The sequence below is a fragment of the Variovorax sp. SRS16 genome (assembly GCF_901827165.1).
Lineage (GTDB): Bacteria > Pseudomonadota > Gammaproteobacteria > Burkholderiales > Burkholderiaceae_C > Variovorax.
The window spans coordinates 1,737,439-1,760,009 of record NZ_LR594666.1 but is presented as its reverse complement, the minus strand read 5'-3'; the positions used below and the strand labels follow the sequence as shown (position 1 = coordinate 1,760,009).

Below are 22,571 nucleotides of genomic sequence, written 5' to 3'. Positions count from 1 at the left end.
CATTCACTACGCTTTACAAAGATCTTGTAAACGACTCACCAGCCAGTCCCGATTGCTTCTCCGAGCGAGAACGCGAGCCCGCATGGACATCGCCAGCCGAGTTGATGTCCCTCCCGGGTCTCCCGGTTTCTTCCCGCTTTTCGGAGAACACTCATGGCCTACATCAAGAGCCGCAAACATGCCGCGCACAGCGTTCCTCAGTTTTCCGCCGCAGCCGCCGCCACACTGCTCGCCATCGCCGCGCCCGCCGCATTCGCACAGTCGTCGGCCGCCCTGCCCGAAGTCCGCGTCCAGGACTCGGCCGCAGCGGCCGATTACAAGGCCGACACTTCGGCCAATCCGAAGTTCACCGCACCGTTGCTGAACACGCCGCAAACCATCCAGGTCATCAAGGAACACATCATTCGAGACCAGGGCGCGACGACGCTGACCGAAGCGCTGCACAACACGCCCGGCGTAGGCACCTTCTTCCTGGGTGAGAACGGCAGTACCAGCACCGGCGACTCGGTCTACATGCGCGGCTTCGACAGCTCGAGCTCCATCTTCGTCGACGGCATCCGTGACCTGGGTTCGGTCTCGCGCGACATCTTCAACATCGATCAGGTCGAGATCGTGAAAGGCCCCTCGGGCACCGACGTAGGTCGCACTTCGCCCACCGGCTACATCAACCTCGTGACCAAGAAGCCGAAGCTCGAGGACAGTTTCTCGGGCTCACTGGGCTTCGGCAGTGCCGACTTCAAGCGTGGCAGCATCGACTGGAACAAGTCGCTCGGCGGCGAAAACGGTACCGGCGCGGCCTTCCGGCTGAACGCGGTGGACGAAGATGCCGGCGTGCCCGGCCGAGACCTCGTGAAGAACAAGCGCACGGCGATCGCACCGTCGCTCGCGCTGGGCCTGAACAGCCCCACGCGCATCTTCCTGGACTACCTCCACGTCAAGCAGGACAACGTGCCCGATGGCGGCGTGCCCACGATCGGCCTGCCCGGCTATTCCACGCCCGACGCCGCCACACTTGTCGGCCGACGCAACTTCCTCACCTACGCCTCGCCCGTCGACTCGCGCAACTTCTACGGCACCAGTTCTGATTTCGACAACGTGACGGCCGACATGTTCACCGCGCGGGTCGAGCATGACCTTACGCCCGGCATCACGATCCGCAACACGACGCGCTACGGCAAGACCAAGGAAGACTACATGCTGAACTCATTCATGAGCAGCACGGCCAATCTGTTGACGCCGAATGCGGCACTGCCGTCGAGCTGGACCGTGGCGCGCAGCCTGCCGACCAACAAGAACCAGACCAACACGATCTTCACGAACCAGACGAACCTCAGTGCCAAGTTCGACACCGGCAGCGTGGGCCACTCGCTGAATGCAGGCCTGGAAATCATCCGTGAAGAGCAGGAAACGCTGGGCTACTACGCCCAGAATGCCACCGTCTTCGGCGTGCCGGGCATTCGAAACAGCGGCGCCTTCCCTGCGGCCAGCGTCTATTCGCCGAATCCCTACGTGTACGGCTACAACCGCATTCCGAACGGCACCACCACCGATGGCAAGACCACCACCGTGGGCGCGTACGTCTTCGATACGGTCAAGTTCAACGAAAAATGGCAGCTGACCGGCGGCTTGCGCTTCGATCACTACGCGACCGACTACTACGCGTCGACCCTGAACGCAACCACCGGCGCACTGACGCCGAGCACTCTGAGCCTGTCGGACAACTTGATATCGGGCAAGCTCGGCCTCGTCTACAAGCCGACCGAGAACAGCAGCGTCTACGCGGCCTACGGCACCGCTGCGCAACCTCCGGGTGGCTCGAACTTCGCGCTGGCAGCGGGCGGCACCGGCAACAGCGCCGCGCGGACCGACTTCCTGCCGCAGAAAGCCAAGACCTATGAGGTAGGCACCAAATGGGACGTGCTGAACAAGCGCGTGGCGCTGACCGCGGCCCTGTACCGCACCGACGTGAGCAACGAAGTCGTGCAGGACAACGTCTCGCAGCTGTACTACCAAACCGGCAAGAAGCGCGTCCAGGGCATCGAACTCGGCGTCTCCGGCGCGCTGACCGAAAACTGGGGCATCACCTCGGGCTTCACCACCATGAACACCAGCGTTCTGAGTGGCCCCTCGGTGCTGGCCGACGGCTCGACCGCGCTGGCCTACACCCCGAAGAAGGCCTTCACGCTCTGGACCACCTACCAGTTGCCGTTCGGCCTGACCCTGGGCGGCGGCGCACGCTACAACGGCAAGCTCCTGCGCGGCAGCGACGGCGCCGTGGGCACGCCGGCGTATGTGGATGCGTACTGGGTCTTCGACGCCATGGCGTCTTATCGCATCAGCAAGAATGTGGACATCCAATTCAATGTCTACAACATCTTCGACAAGGACTACGTGGCGGCGATCAACAAGAGCGGCTATCGCTACACGCCGGGCATTCCGCGTTCCTACAAGATCACTGCGAACTTCGCGTTCTGATGCGCTTGCGTGCGCCGCTGCCGTCGCAGGCACCGGTGCGACACTCGAACCCTGGTACCACGCCGGGGTTTTTCCTTTTGGAGTTGCTGAAAAATGATGCTGCATGTACCCGACGTGCTGACACCAGAGCAGGTGCGCGAGATCCGCGCGACGCTCGACGCCACCCTGTGGATCGACGGCCGCGAAACCGTGGGCGACCAAGGTGCCCAGGTCAAGCGCAACCGCCAGTTGCCCGAGCATTCACCAGTCGGGCGCGAGCTCGGCAAGGCTGTGTTGGGCGCGCTGGCACGCAACGCCTTGTTTTTCTCGGCTGCGCTTCCCTCGCGCTTCGTCCCGCCGCTATTCAACCGCTACGAAGGCGGCGAACACTACGGGCTGCATGTCGACGGCTCGGTGCGCACCGTGCCCGGCACCGGTCAACAGCTTCGCACCGATCTGTCGTGCACGCTGTTCCTATGCGATCCCGAGAGCTACGAGGGCGGAGAACTCGAGGTCGTCGATACCTATGGCGCCCATGAAGTCAAACTTCCCGCGGGCGATCTGATCGTCTATCCGTCCAGCAGCCTCCATCGCGTCCGCCCCGTGACCCGCGGCGTTCGCATCTGCTCCTTTTTCTGGGTGCAGAGCATGGTCAGGGACGACAGCCGGCGAGGAATGCTCTTCGAGCTGGATCAGACCATTCTGAAACTGCGCGCTTCGATCGGCGAGCGCGACGAAACGGTTGCGCTGACAGGGCACTATCACAACCTGCTGCGGATGTGGTCCGAGGTCTAGCCAGAACCCGACGCGGGGCATGACCTTGGCGCAATGGTAGTTATTGCAAATGCGAAGAATTCGTATTTATAATCGAAGCTCTTTCATCAACCAGCCAGCCAGTCGCGCACCATGATCGTCTGCGTATGTCGCCGAGTATCAGACCGTGAGATCGCACGTCACGTGCGAGCGGGCATGACATTCGACGAAGTGCAGTTCGAACTCGGCGTGGGAACCCAATGCGGCCAATGCGAGGGCTGCGCGCGCGATGTCGTCGCGCAATGCAGCGCTTCACACCCAGTCGCCGCGCTCAGCCGTGAAGAGGCCCCGAGGTCGATCCAGCTTGCCAGCTCCATCACGGAAGGCAAGGCATGGAATTCTTCTCGGCACTCGGCGGTAGCCTGATCTTCGTCGCCGGCTCGGCCTGGTGGATCTTTCATAAGTAGCCCCATCAGTAATTCGCGGTTCTGCTGCATCCGGGCACCTTTTCCGAGGGCTCGCACTCGAATGGTTGATCGTGTCTGACCGCTTTTTCTCGCCTTCCACCTCGGCCTTCGGCCTTTCGCGCAATGCCGTCATCGCGGGCAGCGTGGTGTTGTTCCATATTGCTGCACTCTGGGCGCTCCAGACCGGATTGATTCGCCGCGCTGCGGAAGTGATCGTCCCCGTCGAAATCCTGAGCCAGTTGATCGAGCCGCCCAAGCCCGCGGAACCGCCGCCTCCTCCGCCCCCGCCTCCGCCCAAGCGGGAGATCGTAAGGACGCCGCCACCGCCGCGGCCCCAGGCCATACGAGAGCCCAAGCCGACGCCGGCGCCCGATGCACCCACAGGCATGATCGAGCCACCGCCGCCAGCACTGATCGCACCTCCCGCCCCTCCGGAACCTCCCGCACCGCCAGCGCCACCACCGGCTCCGCCTGCGCCCAAGCTAGTCGAAGTGACTCAAGGCCAGACGCAGGTCATCCGCGAACCGCACGTCGTCTACCCCGCGATGAGCAAACGGCTGGGCGAAGCAGGCGTCGTGATCGTCGGCATCTACTTCAACAGCGGAGGCATTCCCAAGCGCGCGGAAATCCTCAAGTCCAGTGGCTACGACCGACTGGATCAGGCCGCTCGAGAAGCAGCACTCACCTATCAGGTGACGCCTTTCAGGCAGCCTGGCGCCAACGAGGCGACCGTCTACCTGCTGAAGGCGCCTTTCAATTTCACACTCACCCAGTAGTTTTTGGAGCATTTATGGATTCCCAATTTGGCCTGATGAACCTGTGGCATCAGGGCGACCTTGTCACCAAGGCGGTCGCCGTGCTGCTGGTCGGCATGTCGCTTGCGTCGTGGATCGTGATCATGATCAAGGCGCTCGATGTCATCAAATACAAGCGACTCGCCAAGCATTCCGCCGACTTCTGGCACAGCGAAGACTTCGCGACTGCGCTGAACAAGCTGGGCAAGGACGACAGCAACCCCTTTCGCGCGCTCGCGCTCGAAGGCCGCGAAGCAGCCGCGCACCATCGCAACACCAAAGCGCATCTACACGACGCGCTCGACGTAAGCGACTGGATCACGCGCGCGCTGCGCAATGGCATTGACGAATTCACGGCGCGTCTGCAAACGGGCCTCGCCGTCCTCGCCTCCGTCGGTTCGACCGCGCCCTTCATCGGCCTCTTCGGCACGGTGTGGGGCATCTATCACGCGCTGATGAGCATCAGCACGGCGGGCCAGGCAACGATCGACAAGGTGGCCGGCCCCATCGGCGAGGCCCTGATCATGACGGCAATGGGTCTTGCGGTCGCGATCCCCGCGGTGCTCGGCTACAACGCGCTGGTGCGCGGCAACAAATTCGTGCTGACCAAGCTCAACAGCTTCGCCCATGATCTGCACGCCTACTTCGTGACCGGCGCACGCGTGCAGAGCGGCAGCGTCGAAGCGACGGTCGTGCCGCTCAAGAAAGTCTGAACACCATGGCCTTCGGAACCCAGGACGAACCCGATGAGGTGATGAACGAGATCAACATGACGCCGCTGGTGGACGTCATGCTCGTTCTCCTGATCATCTTCATCATCACCGTGCCGGTCATGAAGCACGCGGTCAACATCGATCTGCCTCGCGCCACGAGCGAGCCCGAGCAGGCGAAGCCGCAGAACATCCTGTTCTCGGTGACCGCAGACGGCAGCTACTACTGGAACGACCAGAAGATCGCGGATGCCGACCTGGAGCCGCGATTGGCCACGGAAGCCGCCAAGGATCCGCAACCCGAACTGCATATTCGCGGCGACAAGGCAGTGCGCTACGAGCGCGTCGCGCAAGCCATGTCGGCAGCGCGCGAAGCGGGCCTGCGCAAGATCGGCTTCATCACGGAACCCGATCCGAAGTAGCTGCACGCAACGCGAATGATCGGCTCGGACGATTGACTTTTTATTGAGAACAATTATCATTCAATGATTGTTTTGAAAAGGCCTTCCGATGCAAGCCACGCCCAATGCCTTCTCCGTTCTGAGCCATCCCGCCCCGGGCGCATCGTCTGGCGGTCGCGCTGCGAACGAAGCGGCGCGCCCTGCCCCGCTACTCGAAAGCGCCGAACTCCTCAAGGGCAGCAAGACCGTCGGGATCATGCACAACGGCTCGCTCTATCGTCTTCAGGCCACCAAACTCGGCAAGCTGATCCTGACCAAATAGCCATCAGCCGCCTTCCGCGCAAGTTTCATCGTGGGGCGACTCGAGGAGATTCATCTCCAAAGGGTCGTTTTTTGCTAGCCAACGGTTCGCCGACTAGCCAAGCTTTTTTTCCACCTTGAACCCCGTCAAGCAAAACGCCGACCCTCGGGTCGGCGTTTGCGTTGGAAACGTCGCGCGATCAGAGACCGAGCGCGGCGATCCCTGCCTTGGCGATCTGCGCGTCTTCGTTCGACTTGACGCCGCTGACGCCGACAGCGCCGATCACATGGCCGTCCTTGACGATCGGCACGCCGCCTTCCAGCAGCCCCTCGATGCCGGGCACCGTCAGGAATGCCGTGCGGCCGCCGTTGATGATGTCTTCATAGCCCTTGCTGTCACGCCGACCCATCGCCGCGGTATGGGCCTTGGCAGGGGCGATATGAGACGAAAGCGCCGCGGCCCCGTCCAGCCGCTGCAACCACAGCAGGTTGCCCGCGTCGTCGGCGATCGCGATCGTCACTGCCCAATTGTTCTTCTGGGCTTCGGCCTCCGCCGCTGCGGCGATCGTCTTGACATCAGCGAGTTCGAGGAATGATTTGGTCTTCATGGTCTTGGTCAGAAAGTTGCGCAACCTGCAAGCATAGCGCCCACGTCTCGCATGAAGCCCTACGGTCTTTAGGAACATGCGAATGCGGGTCTTTCGTCGCGGCAAGCCCTTGCAGCATCCTAGAATGCCCGCAACTGCAGCATTGCAGCAACCACCAGGAGTTTCGGCAATGAACGACCGCGTCAACACCCTCGACACCTCCGTCGGCTATGGCCAGACGCTGCCGCAGGCAGAGCGCCAGCGCGTTCTGCGCAATACCTATTGGCTGCTGGCGCTGAGCCTGCTGCCCACCGTGCTGGGCGCCTGGTTCGGCGTGGCCACCGGCGTCACTCGCTCGCTGAGCGGGGGACTCGGGCTCATGGTGTTCATGGTTGGCGCCTTCGGTTTCATGTTCGCGATCGAGAAGACGAAGAATTCGGCCGCCGGCGTACCGATCCTGCTTGCCTTCACCTTCTTCATGGGCGTCATGCTGTCGCGCCTGATCGCGATGGTGCTCGGCTTCAAGAACGGCCCCGAGTTGATCATGACCGCATTCGGCGGCACCGCGGGGGTGTTCTTCGTGATGGCCTCCGTCGCAACCGTGATCAAGCGTGATCTGTCCGGCATGGGCAAGTGGCTCTTCGTCGGCGCAATGGTGTTGATGTTCGGCGCGATCATCAACATCTTCGTCGGCTCGAGCGCAGGCATGCTGGCCATCTCGGTCGCGGCGATCGGCATCTTCTCCGCGTTCATGCTCTACGACCTGAAGCAGATCATGGACGGCGGCGAGACCAACTACATCAGCGCCACACTGGCTTTGTATCTGGACCTCTTCAATGTGTTCCAGAGTCTTCTGGCATTGCTCGGCATCTTTGGCGGCGAACGGGACTGAGCGCTTTTGCGCGTCGATGGGAAAGGGCCTTCGGGCCCTTTTTCATGCGCGCTCGAATACCGCGATCGATTCCACGTGCGCCGTGTGCGGGAACATGTTGACCACCCCTGCAAAGGTACATCGATAGCCGGCCTGGTGCACCAGCAGCCCGGCATCGCGTGCCAGCGTCGAGGGGTTGCAGCTCACATAGACGATCCGCTTCGGTGGCACCCAATTGCCCGGATGAGCTTCGGTCTGTTGGTGCAAATCGGCGAGTGCCTTGGCCAAGGCAAACGCGCCTTCACGCGGCGGATCGACCAGCCACTTGTCGGCTGACCGATCGGCCACCAGCATCGCGGGCGTCATCTCGAACAGATTGCGCGCGACGAAGCTCGTCGCAGCCAGCGCAGGTCGACCTGCTGCGGCGGCGCGATTGCGCTCGAAGTTGTCCGCTGCCCGCGTCACCAGCGTGTCGCTGCCTTCGATGCCCAGCACTTCGCGCGCGCGGCTCGCGAGCGGCAGCGTGAAATTGCCGAGACCGCAGAACCAGTCGATGACCCGCTCGTCGGGTTGCACATCGAGCAGGCGCAACGCACGGCTCACCAGCGCACGATTGATGTGCGGATTGACCTGCGTGAAATCGGTCGGCTTGAACGGCATCGTGATGCCGAACTCCGGCAGTTCGTAGGAAAGCGTCGGCTTGCCGTGTTCGAGCAGCTTGACCGTCTGGGGCCCCTTTGCCTGCAGCCACCACTGGACTCCCACGTGCTGCACCGCGAAGGCCTTGAGCCGATCCACGTCCGCGACTGACAGCGGCGCCAGATGCCGCAACACCAACGCGATCACCCCGAGCGCCGCGCCGCCCGGCGCATCGCCGCAGGCCAGCTCAATCTGCGGGCAGGTATCGCGCGCGTCCATCGATCCGATGAGCTCGCGCAGCGGCATGAGCATGTCGCTGACCTGCGCCGGCAAGACCGGACACACCTTCATGTCTGCAAGATAGCGGCTCTTCCTCTCGTGAAACCCGATCAGCACCGTGCCTTTCTTCACCACGTGGCGCACCGACAGGCGCGCGCGATAGCGATAATGCCAGGTCGGCCCCTCGAGAGGCCGCATCATGTTCTCCGGCCGCACCTTGCCGAGGTGCCACAGGTTGTCCTCCAGCGCGCGCTGCTTCACCGCGACTTGCGCTGCCGGATCGAGATGCTGCATCTTGCAACCGCCGCAGGCGCCGGTGTGCAAGCCGAAATGCGGACAACCCGGCCGCACGCGCTGTGACGACTCGCGAGCAATCGCAGTTACCGTCCCCTGCTCCCAATTGTTCTTCTTGCGATGCACGTTGAACTGCACGTCCTCGAACGGCAGAGCGCCCTCGATGAAGACGACCATGCCGTCGGCCTTGTGCGCCACGCCCTGCGCGTCGAGATCGAGCGACTCGACGTGCAGCCATTCATTGCGCAGGCTCTGCGCTTCCTTCTTCTCAGTCGAATCCGTCATGCACGGATTGTCTCAGGGCGGCAAGCCCTGACCGACCCCAGCGCTAAAGGAGTGCGTCGCGCCGTACGCCCGCGCGCACGAGTTGGCGCCGCATCTTGGCAAGCGCTTCGTTCTGGATCTGCCGCACGCGCTCCCGCGTGAGGCCGAGACGTGTGCTCAAGACCTCGAGCGTCTCCGGATCGCGATCGTGCAAGCCATAGCGGCCTTCGAGCACTTCGCGCTCACGCTCGGTCAAGGCATGGATCCATTGGTTCAGAAGTTTTTCGACTTCGTGCGTCTGGGTCACACCGGTCGGGTCGCCCGCCTCGTCCTCCGAGGCCACGGTGTCGGCGAGCGTGAAGCTGTCGTCGCCTCGCTCGCTGGCCGTGTCGAGCGAGCGCGGAGCCTCTGCGAGCGCCATGAGCTCGGCGACCTCCCGCACCTCGCGACCCAACAGCGCCGCAACGTCCTCGACCCTCACGCCGTCAGGCCGTCGGGCGATGAATTCCGCATCCCCCTCGAGCGATCGACGCGCCCGTATCACCTGCTGCAGTTCGCGCACCACGTGAACGGGCAAACGGATCGCCCGCGCCTGCATCATCGCGGCACGCTCGATCGACTGCCGAATCCACCACGTCGCGTAGGTCGAGAAGCGGAATCCGCGCTCGGGCTCGAACTTGTTGATCGCATGCATCAGGCCCAGATTGCCTTCCTCGATCAGATCCTGCAGCGGTACGCCCCGGCCAAGATATGCCTTCGCGATGTTGACGACGAGCCGCAGGTTGTGCTCGATCATCGATTGACGCGCTGCGAAATCGCCGTTGCGCGCCGCACAGGCGGTTTGATATTCCTGGTCGGGCGTGAACAGCTGCGTGCGCCGGATCTCGCGCAGATAGACCGTCAACGAATCGCCGCCCTCGCTGCCCAGGTCCTGCAGTGCAGCGTCGCGAGGATCTTCGCGAGCGACCTCGTCGTCCGGCCGATCTGCAACGTGGTCGGAAGGAAAGGCCGAAGCGGCAGGCCCGAAGCCCGCCACGCTGCCGTTGCCCGCCTTTCGCCGCACGACCGGGGTGCGATGAGGGCGAGCGTTGGTCATGGCGCTAACGCGCGGGCAGGTAGCGCGCCGGATCGACCGGCTTGCCCTGACGGCGTATCTCGAAATGCAGCTTCACGCGGTCGGCGTCGCTGCTGCCCATCTCTGCGATCTTCTGGCCCTTTTGCACCGACTGGTCTTCCTTCACCAGCAGCGTGCGGTTGTGCGCATAGGCCGTGAGGTAGGTGTTGTTGTGCTTGAGGATGATCAGGTTGCCATAGCCGCGCAGGCCGGCGCCCGCATAGACGACCCGTCCGTCGGCTGCGGCAAGTACGGGGTCGCCGGCCTTGCCGCCGATGTCCAGGCCCTTGTTCTTCGCTTCATCGAAGCCGGCGATCAGCGCGCCTTGTGCAGGCCAGATCCAACCCACGTCCTCGTCGCCAGAAGCAGCCGCAGGCGGCGCAGTGCTGACGGGCGGCGTGGCCGGCTTCACTGCAGGGGCCGAGGCCACTGCCGGCGCAGAAGCCGCACTTGCGATGGGCGCGGCGCTGGCCGGCGTACCGGGCCGGGTTGCGACGGCGGCTGCTTCGGCGGCGCCGACCGGCGGAATCACGCGCAGAACTTGGCCGACTTCGATCAGGTCGGGGTTGTCGAGATTGTTCCACTTGGCGATGTCGCGCCAGTTCTGATTGGTTTCCGTGCCGATGCGGCGAATGGTGTCGCCCGGACGCACGGCGTAGTAGCCCGGCTTGCCGTAGTTCTCGATGCCCGGAAGCGGCTTGCCGGATGCGTCCGTGGTGATGGGCGGAACGCCCGGCCCATTGGCACCGAGGTTGACAGCGGGTGCGCGTGTCATGGTCCCGCGGTCTTCGACCGGTGCGGGGCCGCGGTCCGCGGCGCACCCCGCAATCACGAGCGAAATAACCAGCGTGACGCCGGCAAGCCAGCTCCGATTGCCAATACCCTGCATGTGTTCGTCCTTCAAGCAATTCCCGATTTTAGGGGGACAAAGTGAACCGCCTCAAGAATGCGGCGCTCCAGTCCGCGTACGGTTTTGTCTATCACGACCAAGGCCTGTCCACCCGTCGCCGATTGCGTCGGCGCCACGATCCGGCCCCCTACCGCCAGCTGTGCGATCCACGCTTCCGGCACGGACTCGCCGCCTGCCGCGGCGATGATTGCCGCATAGGGCGCGCCCTTCGGATAGCCCACCATGCCATCGCCCAGCAGCAAGTGAACGGTCGCCAGCCGGAACGCACGAAGATTGGCCCGCGCCTTTTCGTGCAGTCCGCGCAGCCGCTCGATGCTGTAGACCTCGGTCGCCACATGGCTCAGTACCGCCGCCTGATAACCGCAACCGGTGCCGATCTCGAGCACCCGGCCCAGGCGATCGCCAGGCTTGTTCGCCAACGCCGGCGCTCCGAGCAGCAGCTCGATCATGCGCGCCACCACGTTCGGCTTGGAAATGGTCTGGCCCAGTCCGATCGGCAGGCTGGTGTCTTCATAGGCCTGGTTCACGAGCGCGCTGTCGACGAAACGGTGGCGTTCGACCGTGCCCATCGCGCGCAGCACGCGCCCATCGGTGATCCCTTGCGCCGCGAGTCGCTGAACCATCCGAGCGCGCACGGCGTTCGAGGCCATCGAAGGCGCATCGTGGACCATCGGCTTGGCAGGCGCCGCAGGTCTGCGACCCTGCGTTGCCGCAGCCGCGGTCGGCGTCAGTCGGACGGGGAATCCAGGGCGCTGACTTGCCATGTCAGGACGGCTCGGAAAAACGTGCGATCGTCTCGCGCCATTGTCCGAGGTTCGCATGGTCGGTCAGGTCGATCTGCAAGGGCGTCAACGCGACATGGCCTGCCGCGGTGGCATGGAAATCCGTGCCCTCGCCGCTGTCCTTTGCGCCACCCGCGCCAGCGATCCAGTACATCGTCTCGCCGCGCGGGCTGTCCTGCGTGATGACCTTCTCGGCCGCATGACGGCGCCCGAGTCTGCAGACCTTGACGGGCTTGAGTTCGTCGAACGGCCGGTTCGGCACGTTGACGTTGAGCAGGAACGGCGAGCCTTCGAGCATGCGTTCGCGTTCGATGCGCTCGACCAGCCTGCGCGCGACCTGCGCTGCCGCATCGACGTGCGCCCAACCTTTCTCGATCTGCGAGAAAGCGATGGCCGGAACGCCGAAGAGATAAGCCTCCATGGCGGCGCCAACGGTGCCCGAGTAGATCGTGTCGTCGCCCATGTTCGCGCCGTTGTTGATGCCCGAGACCACGAGGTCGGGCCTGTAGTCGAGCAGGCCCTTGAGCGCGATGTGAACGCAATCGGCCGGCGTGCCGGTCACATAGCGGAACCCGTTGTGCGCGGTATGGACATAGAGCGGCGCGGACAAGGTGAGCGCGTTCGACTTCGCGCTGTTGTTGTGCTCGGGAGCGACCACCTCGACTTCCGCGATCTCCTTCAATGCATCGTGCAGCGCGACGATGCCTGGAGCCTGGAAACCATCGTCATTCGAAATAAGTATCTTCATGTCGTCTTTGAGTGCGCGCGATTGTAGGCGCCGGGTGCGTCACGACAGGGACAACAGCCACCTTGGGCCGCCGCCTATCATGACCCTTGTTTATTGTCCTCAAGACCCACCTCAAAAGGAGAGACGAGCATGCACGCATGGCTCTGCGAGAACCCGACCGGCGTCGAAGCGCTGACCTGGAAAGAACTGCCGACCCCGGTGCCCGGCCCCGGCCAGGTGTTGATCGACATCAAGGCTGCGAGCCTGAATTTTCCTGACCTGCTGATCGTCCAGAACAAATACCAGATCAAGCCGCCGCTGCCCTTCGTGCCCGGATCGGAATACGCGGGCGTGGTCGCTGCCGTCGGCGAAGGGGTCACCCACCTGCACCTCGGACAGAACATCGCCTGTCTCTCGGGCACCGGAGGCTTCGCCACCCACACGCTGGCGCCTGCTGCGCTGTGCATGCCGCTGCCCGAGGGCTTCGGGTATGTCGACGCGGCGGCGTTCATCATGATTTACGGGACCTCGTGGCATGCATTGATGGACAGGGCGCAACTCAAGTCTGGCGAAACCGTCTTGATACTCGGCGCGGCAGGTGGCGTCGGCACCGCGGCAATTCAGATCGCAAAGGCCGCAGGCGCCAAAGTCATTGCCGCAGCGTCGACCGATGAGAAATGCGAGCTCTGCAAATCCATTGGCGCCGACCTCGCCATCAACTACACCACGAACGCGTTGCCCAACGGATTTCGCGAAGCCATCAAGTCGGCAACGAACGGCAAAGGCCCCGACGTCATCTACGATCCGGTGGGCGGCGAATTCGCCGAGCCCGCGTTCCGCTCGATCGGCTGGCGGGGCCGCTATCTCGTCGTCGGCTTCGCTGCCGGCCCGATTCCATCGCTGCCATTGAATTTGATGCTGCTCAAAGGCGCATCGGTGGTGGGCGTGTTCTGGGGTGATTTCGCCAAGCGCGAGCCCAAAGCCAATGCGCAGATGATGGCCGAATTGGCAAGATGGTACGGCCAGGGAAAGATCAAGCCCGTGATCGACCTGACGATGCCCATGGCAGACCTGAAGGCCGCCTACGAGCGCCTCGGCTCGCGCGGCGTCAAGGGCAAGCTGGTCATGGTGAACTGAAGACCCTGCGAGCAGCCGCAATGAAAAAGCCCGCTCGCGCGGGCTTTTTCATTGCGGCGGTGCGGGAACTACTTGATCTCGAAGTCCGCCAGCGATTTTCCAGCGGCGAGTGCCTCGGTGATCCAGCGCGGTTTGCGCCCACGCCCGCCCGACCAGGTTTCGCCATTGGGCGAGCGGTATTTTGCGGCGGACTTGGGGGCCGCAGCGCCTGAACCGCGTTTGCCTGCACGCGGGGTGAGCTTCAGATCGGCGGCGGTCAATCCGTATTCGGCAACTTTTTTGCGCAGCTCCTCGATGATGCCCGCGCGTTCTTGGTTGCGCAGTTCTTCGGCTTGCTTGCGCAATTGCGCAATCTGCTCGTCGTGCTTCTTGATCTGGGAATTGATATCTGCAAGGGTCGAGGCCATCGATGCAAATCCTCCGAATTGAAAAGTCAAAATTCTAATTCAAATCCCAATTGCCGCAAGCGCCGCAAACAAAAAAGCGCCGACCAGACGGTCGGCGCTTTTATCAAGAAGATTTGGGGTGGCTGATGGGACTCGAACCCACGACGACCAGAATCACAATCTGGGACTCTACCAGCTGAGCTACAGCCACCGCAGAGTTTGCAATTGTAGCGTCAAAAAACTAGCGTTCCGCAGTGGCAGGTGTATCCGCGGGCCTCGGCACCAAGATCTGAGCCTTGAACCTGTCCTTCAACACGTCGTAGTAGGCCGCGTTCTCTGCCGAGGCCACAGCCTGCGCAAACTGCTCGTTCTCGTGGTGCGCTTCCTCGGGCGCGGGCGGCGTGCGGGGCACGGACTTGTTGACGCGCACGACAGCATATCCCTGAGCGCCCAGATCGACGCCGATGAAGGCAGGCAGCTTGGCGATGTCGGCACGCAAGGCGGCTTCGATCACGGGCGCGGGCTGGGATTGCGTCTCCAGACGCGACACGGTGATCGGCGCCGCGAAGGTGGCGCCGGCGGCATCGGAACGCCAGGCTGCAAGCCTGGCCTCGCCTTCGGTCCTGGCAAGCGCCGCGGCACGTTCAGCGACCACCAGGGTCCGGACCTTGTCCTTGACCTCGTCGAACGGCAACGAGCGCGCGGGCGCGTATTTCGTGATACGTCCCGAGACGAGCTGGTTCGGCCCGATTTCGATGGCTTCGGTGTTGTGCTTGCGTTCGAGCGAATCGGCAGCATAGAGCGCGCTCAGGAAGTTGCGGCTCCCCAGCACGCCCGTCGCGCCAGGCGCCGGTGTACGTCCGACCTGGCTCGCGGTCTGGATGGTCAGCTTGAGCTTGTCCGCCGCCGGCTTCAGGCTGTCGGGCTGCTGATAGACGATGTCGGTGAAGCTCTCGGCTGCCTTGGCGAATTCCTGTGTTGCCTGCTGACTGCGCAGCTCGTTCTCGATGGTGGCGCGCACCTTGTCGAACGGCGGAACCACGGCCGGCTTGATGTCGTTGAGCTGGATGATGTGATAGCCGAACTCGGTCTCGACGACATCGCTGATCTCGCCCTTCTTGAGCGCGAACAGGACGTCCTCGAACGGCTTGACCATGGCGCCGCGCGTCACGAAATCGAGATCGCCGCCCTTCTCCGCCGACCCGGGATCCTGCGAGTTCTTGCGTGCGACCTCGGCGAAAGTATCGGGCGCCTTGCGAACTTCGGCCAGCAGTTGTTGCGCCTTCGCGCGCGCCTTCTCGCGCTCGGCGGCCGGCGCCCCGGCGGGTGCGCTGATGAGGATGTGGCTGGCGCGCCGTTCCTCCTTGGTGCCGAAGCGGGCCATATTCTGGTCGTAGTAGGTCTTGAGATCGGCCTCGTTGACGGCGATGTTCTTCTTGGCTGCATCGAGGTCCAGCAGCAGGTACTCGATGTTGGCTTGCTCGGGCACCTGGAACTGCGCGGCGTGGGCCTTGTAGTAGCTCTCGAGGTCGGCGTCGCTGACGCTGACCTTGGCCGTGAAGTCGGCCGGATTGAAACGCGCCACCTGCACCTCGCGCCGGTCGTAGAACGCGTTCAGTGCGGCGGCCGCCTGCGCGGACGTGGCAAAGGCGGTGCCGGAGATGCCGAGCAGCACCTGCTGCGTGGCCAGTTCGGCGCGCACGGACGCTTCGTACTGCTCGGGCGTGCGGCCGGTAACCTGCATGAAGCGTTCGCGATCGAACTTGCCGTCGGGCGTGCGGAAGGAGGCCAGCCCCGCGTCTTCGGCGAACAAGCGCGAGAGCCGCTCCTCGGAGACGGTCATGTTCGATTTCGAGGCCGCGGCCGAGAGAACGCGGTCGCGCACCATGCGCTCCAGCGTCGCGTAGCGCGCCGCATCCGAATCGAGCAGGGCCGGGTCGACATTGGGTGCCTGCTGCCGAATCCGGTCCACCTCGTTGCGGTGCTGCGCGTCCCATTCCGGCCGCGTGATGTCGTCGCCAGCCACGCGGGCGACCTTCTCGCCGCTGCCGCCACCCTGTTGATACCGATCGACGCCGAACAGCACGAACGACGGAATGATCAGCAAGAACAAGAACACCATGACGATCTTGTTGTACTTGCGGAAGGAATCAAACATGCTTGAACACTCTCTGTGACGGATGCCTGGACAGCAACAAAAAAGGCGAACACTTCGTTCGCCTTTGCATCGGATGGTGGGTGCTGAGGGGTTCGAACCCCCGACCTACGCCTTGTAAGGGCGCCGCTCTACCAGCTGAGCTAAGCACCCCACCGGGAAAACGATGTCTCAGTTCAACGCGTCTTTCAACGCCTTGCCGGGACGGAACTTGGGAATCTTGGCTGCCTTGATTTTAATCGCGTCGCCGGTGCGCGGATTGCGCCCCGTGCGAGCGGCCCGTTTGCCCACTGCGAAAGTGCCGAAGCCGACGAGCGACACGGAGCCGCCCTTTTTGAGCGTGGTACGAATGGCGCCGATGGTCGATTCGAGTGCGCGCGTGGCAGCGGCTTTGGAGATGTCGGCGTTTTTTGCGATGTGCTCAATCAGTTCGGTTTTGTTCACAAGGACCCCTTGCAGGAAAAATTGTTGATCGGTTTCGTCAGAAGCAATGCCAGCCCATGACGACGCCACGGGCGTGATGAAGGAAGAAAGGGTGGCAGTTCTGACGCGCCGGCAGCGCACTGCCGACAAGGATTACAACCACTGGCCTACGGGGTGTCAATACGACACTCAGCGCGCGACGCAGCGGGGACCGCGATTTTAAGGGCGATTTTCAGCAGGTGTTTCAGAGCGCCTGTGCGATGGCCTGGCCCAGATCGGCCGTGCTTGCGCTTCCACCGATGTCCGGCGTGCGCGGCGCGCCGCTTCCCGGCGCCAGGACCTTCTCGATCGCCGCCAGGATTGCATCGTGCGCAGCCTTGTGGCCGAGGAACTCCAGCATCATCGCGCCGCACCAGATCTGGCCGATCGGATTGGCGATGCCCTTGCCCGCGATGTCCGGCGCCGACCCGTGCACCGGCTCGAACAGCGAAGGCGTCGTGCGCTCGGGATTGAGATTCGCGCTCGGTGCGATGCCGATGGTACCGGTGCAGGCGGGCCCCAGATCGGACAGGATGTCGCCGAACAGGTTGCTCGCCACCACCACATCGAAGAAGTCGGGCCGCTGCACGAAGTGCGCGGTCAGGATGTCGATGTGGAACTTGTCGAGCCTGACGCCCGCATAGCGCTTGGCCATTTCCACCACGCGCTCGTCCCAGTACGGCATGGTGATCGAGATGCCGTTGGACTTGGTCGCGCTGGTCAGATGCTTCTTGGGCCGCGATTGGGCGAGCTCGAAGGCGAACTTGAGCACCCGATCGACGCCCACGCGGGACATCACGGTTTCCTGCACCACGATCTCGCGCGCGGTGCCTTCGTACATGCGCCCGCCGATGCTCGAATATTCGCCCTCGGTGTTCTCGCGCACGATGTACATGTCGATCTCGCCGGGCTGCCGCGGCGTGCCGTCGCGCCGCACTACCGGCGCCACGATGCCGGGCATCAGGCGCGCGGGCCGCAGGTTGATGTACTGGTCGAACTCGCGGCGAAACAGCAGCAGCGAGCCCCAGAGCGACACGTGGTCCGCGATCTTCTCGGGCCAGCCGACGGCGCCGAAGTAGATGGCGTCGTGGCCGCCGATCTGGTCTTTCCAGTCGTCGGGCAGCATCTTGCCGTGCTTCTCGCAGTAGTCCCAGCTCGAAAAACCGAAGTGGTCGAACTTCAGGTCGATGCCGAATTTGCGGGCCGCGGCATCGAGGACCCGCAGGCCTTCGGGCATGGTTTCCTTGCCGATGCCGTCGCCGGCGATGACTGCGATGCGCTGGGTGCTCATGGCTCGATCCTTTGGTGTCTCATGGAAGAAAGGGGCGCGTGCGCCGAAGTCCCGCGCTGCGCCTTTCACTCGAATATAGCGGCGGCTTGTGACCCGTGCACCGATGACGGCTCGCCGGCCTCAGCGCTCGCCGCGCACCACCAGGCTCACGCCGACAGCCGTCGTCGCGATGCCGGCCACCGTCATGGCGGTGATCGGCTCCCCGAACAGCACCCAGGCCATGACCGCGGTGCACGGCGGCACCAGGTAGAGCAGGCTCGTGACCGCGGTAGCGGTCCCGCGCTGGATGAGGATGTAGAGCAGCGAGCTGCCGCCCAGCGACAACCCCAGCACCGACCACGCCATCGCGCCGCCTGAGGACAGGTTCCATTGAATGGCGTCGGTTTCGAGCGCGGCGAAGGGCAGCGTGACGAGCAGCGCCGCGCTGAGCTGAACCGCGCTGGCGCTGCGAACATCGCAAGGCGCGACGAAGCGCTTCTGGTACAGCGTGCCGATCGTGATGGAGAAAAGGGCCATCAGCGCAAGCCCCATGGTCAGCGCGCTGACCTCCGTGCCCTGGCCCAGCTTGCGAAAGACCACCAGCACCAGGCCGGCGAAGCCGAGTATCAGGCCGGCCCACTGCCGGCGCGTGATCGAGCCGCCGCGCATCGACAACCAGATGGCCGTGAGCACCGGCTGGATTCCGACCAGCAGCGCCGTGAGGCCCGAGCCCATGCCTGCCCGCACGGCCGCCCAGACACCCCCGAGATAACCCGCCTGCATCAGGACGCCAGTGACCGCCAGATGCGCCCACTGCGCGCGCCGGATCGGCCATGCGACACGCGCAGCGCGCACCCAGACGAGGAAGCAGATCACCGACAGCGCGTAGCGCACCGCCAGGAACTTGAGCGGCGGCGCATAGGGCATGCCGAAACGCGCCACCACGAAGCCCGTGCTCCAGATGAACACGAACACCGCCGGCATCGCACGCAACCAGCCCGACCGGCCGGCCGCTCCCCTCATTTCGCGCGGGCCCGGATTTCGGGGATGGCCTTTTGCAGGTAATAGACCATCGACCAGACCGTGAGCACGGCGGAGATCCAGATCAGCCACCGCCCCCAGGCGCCGGTGTCGATCACGCCGAACAGCAAGCCGTTGAAGAGCAGGAACGGGATCGCGACCATCTGCACCACCGTCTTGACCTTGCCGAGCATGTGCACCGCCACGCTCTTGCCGGCGCCGATCTGGGCCATCCATTCGCGCAGCGCCGAGATCGCGATCTCGCGGCCGATGATGATCAACGCCACGAACACGTCGGCGCGGTTCAGGTGCACCAGAACCAGCAGCGACGCGCACACCAGGAACTTGTCGGCGACGGGGTCCAGAAAGGCACCGAAGGCCGAGGTCTGGTTGAGCTTGCGCGCGAGAAAGCCGTCGAGCCAATCGGTCATCGCGAACACGATGAACATCACCGTCGCGATGAGGTTGCGCGTCGGCTCGGACAGCGGCAGGTAGAAAACGCCCACGATCAGCGGAATCGCGACGATGCGCGTCCAGGTCATGATCGTCGGCAGAGTCCAGAACATTCAGAAGAGTATATGGCTCGCCCCCAGGCTTGCTCGCTTCGCGTAGCCGCCTTCCCCCTACCGGGGGCAACACCGGCAGACCGGCGGAGCCGGTTCCGCGGTGTTTCACGAAGGGGCCTGGCTTCGCCGGCCGCTTCAGTGCAAGGCCTTGTAGATTTCTTCGGCGAGGTCTGCGGCGATGCCTTCGACCGATGCGATGTCTTCCACGCTGGCGGCCGCGACGCCGCGAATGCCGCCGAAGCGCTGCAGCAAACGAGCCCGACGCTTGGGGCCGATGCCCGGGATGTCTTCGAGCTGGCTGCCGCCCACCCGCACCTTCGCCCGTTTCGCGCGCATGCCGGTGATCGCGAAGCGATGCGCCTCGTCGCGGATCTGGGCGACCAGCATCAGCGCGGCCGAGTCGCGGCCCAGATAGACTTTTTCGCGGCCATCGGCGAACACGAGTTCTTCCAGGCCGACCTTGCGCCCCTCGCCCTTTTCCACGCCGACGATCAGCGACAGCGGCAGGCCCAGCTCGCTGAACACCTCGCGCGCCATCGACACCTGTCCCTTGCCGCCATCGACCAGCACCAGGTCGGGCATCTGCGCCGCCCGCGTGCCCGGGCGCGCGTCGGCACCGCCGCCATCGCCTGCCGTCGGGGCGTCGCTCTCCGCTGCCATCGCTTCGGCCAGCTTGCCGTAGCGGCGATGCAGCACCTGCCGCATCGCGGCGTAGTCGTCGCCCGGCGTGATGCCGTCGATGTTGTAGCGTCGGTATTCGCGGTTCTGCATGGCATGGTGTTCGAACACCACGCACGAGGCCTGCGTCGCCTCGCCCGCGGTGTGCGAGATGTCGAAGCATTCGACGCGGAAATTGTCCAGGTCGTCCGGCGCGAGTTCGAGCGCATCGACCAGCGCCCGTGTGCGTGCCTGCTGCGAGCCCTCCTCGGCGAGCAGGCGCGCGAGCTGCAGGCCGGCGTTCGTGAGCGCCATCTCGAGCCAGTGCCGGCGCTGCTCGTGCGGCTGGAACACGGCCGTGATGCGCGTACCGGACTGCTGCGATACGGCCGCGATCAGGTCGCGGCTCACCAGCTCGCTCAGCACCAGCGTGGCGGGAACGGGCACGTCGATGTAGTGCTGCGCGATGAAAGCCTCGAGCACCTGCACCTCGACCGCATCGGAAAGCGGCAGCGGATCGTCGCCCTCCGACTCGTGCTCGCCCTGCTGGATCTGCGTGGCGTCCTCGACATGCACCGGGAAGTAGGCGCGGTCGCCCAGGTGCCGCCCGCCGCGGACCATCGCCAGGTTGACACAGGCCTTGCCGCCCTGCACCTTGACCGCGAGGATGTCGACGTCCTTGTCCGATGCGATCTCGATCGACTGCTGATGGAGCACGCGCGACAGCGCCGACATCTGGTTGCGCAGCTCGGCCGCCTGCTCGAACTCCAGCTTTTCTGCATGGGCTGTCATGCGCGCCTCGAGCTGGGTCAGCACGGCCTGCGTGTCGCCCATCAGGAAGGCCTCCGCGTTGGCTACGTCCTGCGCATAGGCCTCGCGCGTGATGTAGTCCACGCAGGGCGCAGTGCAGCGCTTGATCTGGTAGAGCAGGCAGGGCCGCGTGCGGTTGCTGTACACCGTGTCCTCGCACGTGCGCAGCTTGAAGACCTTCTGCAGCAGCTGGATCGATTCCTTCACCGCCCAGGCGCTCGGGTAAGGACCGAAGTAGCGGTGTTTGCGGTCGACCGCGCCGCGATAGTAGGCGAGCCGCGGAAACGTGTGCGAGGCGATCTTCAGATACGGATAGCTCTTGTCGTCGCGAAACAGGATGTTGTAGCGCGGCTTGAGCGACTTGATCAGGTTGTTCTCGAGCAGCAGCGCCTCGGCTTCGGAGCGCACCACCGTGGTTTCCATGCGGGCGATCTTCGAGATCATGTGGCCGATGCGCGTGCCGGCATGGCTCTTCTGGAAATAGTTCGCGACGCGCTTTCGCAGGTTGCGCGCCTTGCCCACGTAGAGCACCGCGCCGGCCGCATCGAAATAGCGGTAGACGCCGGGCAATTGCGGCAGTGCCGCGACTTCGCTGAGCAGTTGATCGGAATGCGTTTCGGACATCGTCCTGTCTGTGGCCATGGGGGCTGTAGAGTATCCCGCGATGCGCTGGGACATTTTCTGCAAGGTGATCGACAACCATGGCGATGTAGGCGTCTGCTGGCGGCTGGCCTGCGGGCTGGCAACCCAGGGGGAGACGGTCAGGCTGTGGATCGACGATCCTTCGGCACTGGCATGGATGGCGCCCCGGGGTTTCGAAGGCGTCACCGTGATCGCATGGACGCAAGAAGCTGCCGACCGGCATGCCGACACGCAGCCGGCGCCGGATGTGCTGATCGAGGCCTTCGGCTGCGAGCCGGCCCCATCGGTCATTGCCCGCTACGCCGCCGGCGCGCGCCGGGGCGCAACGAAGCGCGGATGGATCAATCTGGAGTACCTGTCGGCCGAGCCCTATGTGGAACGACTTCACGGCCTGCCTTCGCCGGTCTTCCGGGGGCCGGGCGACGGCCTGACCAAGCACTTCTTCTATCCGGGCTTCACGGCCGCGACGGGCGGCGTGCTGCGCGAACCCGACCTGCTCGCATGCCGCGAGCGCTTCGACCGCGGTGCGTGGCTCGCACAGCAAGGCATTGCATGGCAAGGCGAGCGCCTGGCCTCCCTGTTCTGTTACGAACCGGCCGCGCTGTCGGACCTGATCGCCCAACTCGAGCAATCGGCGTCGCCGACGCGCCTGCTGGTGACCGCGGGACGTGCCGCCGCGGCCTTGCCGCCGGGGCCGGCGCGGCGCGGCGCGCTGTCGATCTCATGGCTGCCTCATCTGCCGCAGACGGATTACGACCGCCTGCTCTGGGCCTGCGACCTGAATTTCGTGCGCGGAGAAGACTCGCTGGTCCGTGCGCTCTGGGCCGGCGCACCCTTCGTCTGGCAGATCTATCCCCAGGACGACGACGCCCATCACATGAAGCTCGACGCCTTTCTGGCCTGGGCGCAGGCACCCCGCTCGCTGCATGATTTCCACCATCTCTGGAACGGCATGGGCGCGGGCACCCTCCCCTTTCTCGACGATGCAACCCTGGCTTCGTGGCGCGCCGCGGCCCTCGCAGCGCGTGCGCGGCTGCTTGCCCAGGACGATCTCTTGACCCGGTTGCGGCGCTTCGTCGCCCAAAAAAGCTAAAATTGCAGGCTTTGCGGATTTCCGGCG

Annotated in this window: 23 protein-coding genes and 2 tRNA genes; 10 read left to right on the top strand and 15 right to left on the bottom strand. The window is 64.2% G+C overall.

Annotation, left to right across the window (positions count from 1 at the left end; translation table 11 throughout):
- Positions 1 to 153: 153 nt before the first annotated feature.
- The 7 genes from E5P2_RS08540 (at position 154) to hemP (ending at position 5,901) form a co-directional block, all read left to right on the top strand.
- Positions 154 to 2,475, top strand: coding sequence for a catecholate siderophore receptor Fiu (locus tag E5P2_RS08540; RefSeq protein WP_162566689.1), 2,322 nt, complete (start codon positions 154 to 156; stop codon positions 2,473 to 2,475).
- A 93-nt stretch (positions 2,476 to 2,568) separates the two neighbouring features.
- Complete coding sequence (locus E5P2_RS08535) at positions 2,569 to 3,249, top strand: Fe2+-dependent dioxygenase (RefSeq protein WP_162566688.1); 681 nt, start codon at positions 2,569 to 2,571, stop codon at positions 3,247 to 3,249.
- 111 nt (positions 3,250 to 3,360) lie between these two features.
- Positions 3,361 to 3,633: a (2Fe-2S)-binding protein gene (locus tag E5P2_RS08530; RefSeq protein WP_162566687.1), complete on the top strand. Its 273-nt coding sequence runs from the start codon at positions 3,361 to 3,363 to the stop codon at positions 3,631 to 3,633.
- A 106-nt stretch (positions 3,634 to 3,739) separates the two neighbouring features.
- Entirely contained in the window at positions 3,740 to 4,450 is a 711-nt protein-coding gene (locus E5P2_RS08525; RefSeq protein WP_174262648.1) for an energy transducer TonB, read from the top strand.
- 14 nt (positions 4,451 to 4,464) lie between these two features.
- Positions 4,465 to 5,181, top strand: coding sequence for a MotA/TolQ/ExbB proton channel family protein (locus E5P2_RS08520; protein WP_162566686.1), 717 nt, complete (start codon positions 4,465 to 4,467; stop codon positions 5,179 to 5,181).
- A gap of 5 nt (positions 5,182 to 5,186) precedes the next feature.
- On the top strand, positions 5,187 to 5,600 hold the full coding sequence (locus E5P2_RS08515) for an ExbD/TolR family protein (protein ID WP_162566685.1): 414 nt from the start codon (positions 5,187 to 5,189) through the stop codon (positions 5,598 to 5,600).
- An 88-nt stretch (positions 5,601 to 5,688) separates the two neighbouring features.
- Entirely contained in the window at positions 5,689 to 5,901 is a 213-nt protein-coding gene (hemP, locus tag E5P2_RS08510; RefSeq protein WP_162566684.1) for a hemin uptake protein HemP, read from the top strand.
- A gap of 178 nt (positions 5,902 to 6,079) precedes the next feature.
- On the opposite strand, the gene E5P2_RS08505 is transcribed toward hemP, so the two are convergent.
- On the bottom strand, positions 6,080 to 6,487 hold the full coding sequence (locus tag E5P2_RS08505; RefSeq protein WP_162570397.1) for a GlcG/HbpS family heme-binding protein: 408 nt from the start codon (positions 6,485 to 6,487) through the stop codon (positions 6,080 to 6,082).
- A 169-nt stretch (positions 6,488 to 6,656) separates the two neighbouring features.
- On the opposite strand from E5P2_RS08505, the gene E5P2_RS08500 reads away from it, so the two are divergent.
- The gene (locus E5P2_RS08500; RefSeq protein ID WP_162566683.1) at positions 6,657 to 7,358 is read left to right on the top strand and encodes a Bax inhibitor-1/YccA family protein; all 702 of its coding nucleotides are present in this window, start codon (positions 6,657 to 6,659) and stop codon (positions 7,356 to 7,358) included.
- Positions 7,359 to 7,400: 42 nt separating this feature from the next.
- Here E5P2_RS08500 and rlmD read toward each other — a convergent pair whose 3' ends face one another.
- From rlmD to surE, 5 genes are read right to left on the bottom strand one after another with little or no spacing between them, the layout of a single operon-like run.
- Positions 7,401 to 8,834 (bottom strand): 23S rRNA (uracil(1939)-C(5))-methyltransferase RlmD, encoded by a 1,434-nt coding sequence (gene rlmD, locus E5P2_RS08495; RefSeq protein WP_162566682.1) that lies wholly within the window; start codon positions 8,832 to 8,834, stop codon positions 7,401 to 7,403.
- A gap of 43 nt (positions 8,835 to 8,877) precedes the next feature.
- A complete protein-coding gene (locus E5P2_RS08490; RefSeq protein ID WP_162566681.1) occupies positions 8,878 to 9,909 on the bottom strand; it encodes a sigma-70 family RNA polymerase sigma factor in 1,032 nt (343 codons plus the stop codon).
- A 4-nt stretch (positions 9,910 to 9,913) separates the two neighbouring features.
- Positions 9,914 to 10,816 (bottom strand): peptidoglycan DD-metalloendopeptidase family protein, encoded by a 903-nt coding sequence (locus E5P2_RS08485; protein WP_162566680.1) that lies wholly within the window; start codon positions 10,814 to 10,816, stop codon positions 9,914 to 9,916.
- Positions 10,817 to 10,827: 11 nt separating this feature from the next.
- The gene (locus E5P2_RS08480; RefSeq protein WP_162566679.1) at positions 10,828 to 11,601 is read right to left on the bottom strand and encodes a protein-L-isoaspartate(D-aspartate) O-methyltransferase; all 774 of its coding nucleotides are present in this window, start codon (positions 11,599 to 11,601) and stop codon (positions 10,828 to 10,830) included.
- Position 11,602: 1 nt separating this feature from the next.
- Positions 11,603 to 12,367, bottom strand: coding sequence for a 5'/3'-nucleotidase SurE (gene surE / locus E5P2_RS08475; protein WP_162566678.1), 765 nt, complete (start codon positions 12,365 to 12,367; stop codon positions 11,603 to 11,605).
- Between the two features lie 129 nt (positions 12,368 to 12,496).
- Between surE and E5P2_RS08470 the strand changes: the two genes are divergently transcribed.
- Positions 12,497 to 13,483: an NADPH:quinone oxidoreductase family protein gene (locus tag E5P2_RS08470; RefSeq protein ID WP_162566677.1), complete on the top strand. Its 987-nt coding sequence runs from the start codon at positions 12,497 to 12,499 to the stop codon at positions 13,481 to 13,483.
- A 68-nt stretch (positions 13,484 to 13,551) separates the two neighbouring features.
- Here E5P2_RS08470 and E5P2_RS08465 read toward each other — a convergent pair whose 3' ends face one another.
- From E5P2_RS08465 to uvrC, 9 genes are all read right to left on the bottom strand, one after another.
- Positions 13,552 to 13,890, bottom strand: a complete 339-nt coding sequence (locus E5P2_RS08465; RefSeq protein WP_162566676.1) for an H-NS histone family protein — start codon at positions 13,888 to 13,890, stop codon at positions 13,552 to 13,554.
- Between the two features lie 114 nt (positions 13,891 to 14,004).
- Positions 14,005 to 14,080 (bottom strand) — tRNA-His (locus E5P2_RS08460).
- A gap of 30 nt (positions 14,081 to 14,110) precedes the next feature.
- Positions 14,111 to 16,027: a SurA N-terminal domain-containing protein gene (locus E5P2_RS08455; protein WP_162566675.1), complete on the bottom strand. Its 1,917-nt coding sequence runs from the start codon at positions 16,025 to 16,027 to the stop codon at positions 14,111 to 14,113.
- 74 nt (positions 16,028 to 16,101) lie between these two features.
- Positions 16,102 to 16,177, bottom strand: a tRNA-Val gene (locus tag E5P2_RS08450).
- Positions 16,178 to 16,195: 18 nt separating this feature from the next.
- Entirely contained in the window at positions 16,196 to 16,468 is a 273-nt protein-coding gene (locus E5P2_RS08445; RefSeq protein WP_007830705.1) for an HU family DNA-binding protein, read from the bottom strand.
- 223 nt (positions 16,469 to 16,691) lie between these two features.
- Positions 16,692 to 17,777, bottom strand: a complete 1,086-nt coding sequence (locus E5P2_RS08440) for a tartrate dehydrogenase (RefSeq protein WP_162566674.1) — start codon at positions 17,775 to 17,777, stop codon at positions 16,692 to 16,694.
- Between the two features lie 120 nt (positions 17,778 to 17,897).
- Positions 17,898 to 18,740 (bottom strand): DMT family transporter, encoded by an 843-nt coding sequence (locus E5P2_RS08435; protein WP_443083509.1) that lies wholly within the window; start codon positions 18,738 to 18,740, stop codon positions 17,898 to 17,900.
- Between the two features lie 35 nt (positions 18,741 to 18,775).
- Complete coding sequence (gene pgsA / locus E5P2_RS08430) at positions 18,776 to 19,342, bottom strand: CDP-diacylglycerol--glycerol-3-phosphate 3-phosphatidyltransferase (RefSeq protein WP_162566672.1); 567 nt, start codon at positions 19,340 to 19,342, stop codon at positions 18,776 to 18,778.
- 135 nt (positions 19,343 to 19,477) lie between these two features.
- A complete protein-coding gene (gene uvrC / locus E5P2_RS08425) occupies positions 19,478 to 21,433 on the bottom strand; it encodes an excinuclease ABC subunit UvrC (RefSeq protein WP_162566671.1) in 1,956 nt (651 codons plus the stop codon).
- A 40-nt stretch (positions 21,434 to 21,473) separates the two neighbouring features.
- Here uvrC and earP point away from each other — a divergent pair, with 40 nt between their 5' ends.
- Positions 21,474 to 22,544: an elongation factor P maturation arginine rhamnosyltransferase EarP gene (earP, locus tag E5P2_RS08420; RefSeq protein WP_162566670.1), complete on the top strand. Its 1,071-nt coding sequence runs from the start codon at positions 21,474 to 21,476 to the stop codon at positions 22,542 to 22,544.
- Positions 22,545 to 22,571: the final 27 nt, after the last annotated feature.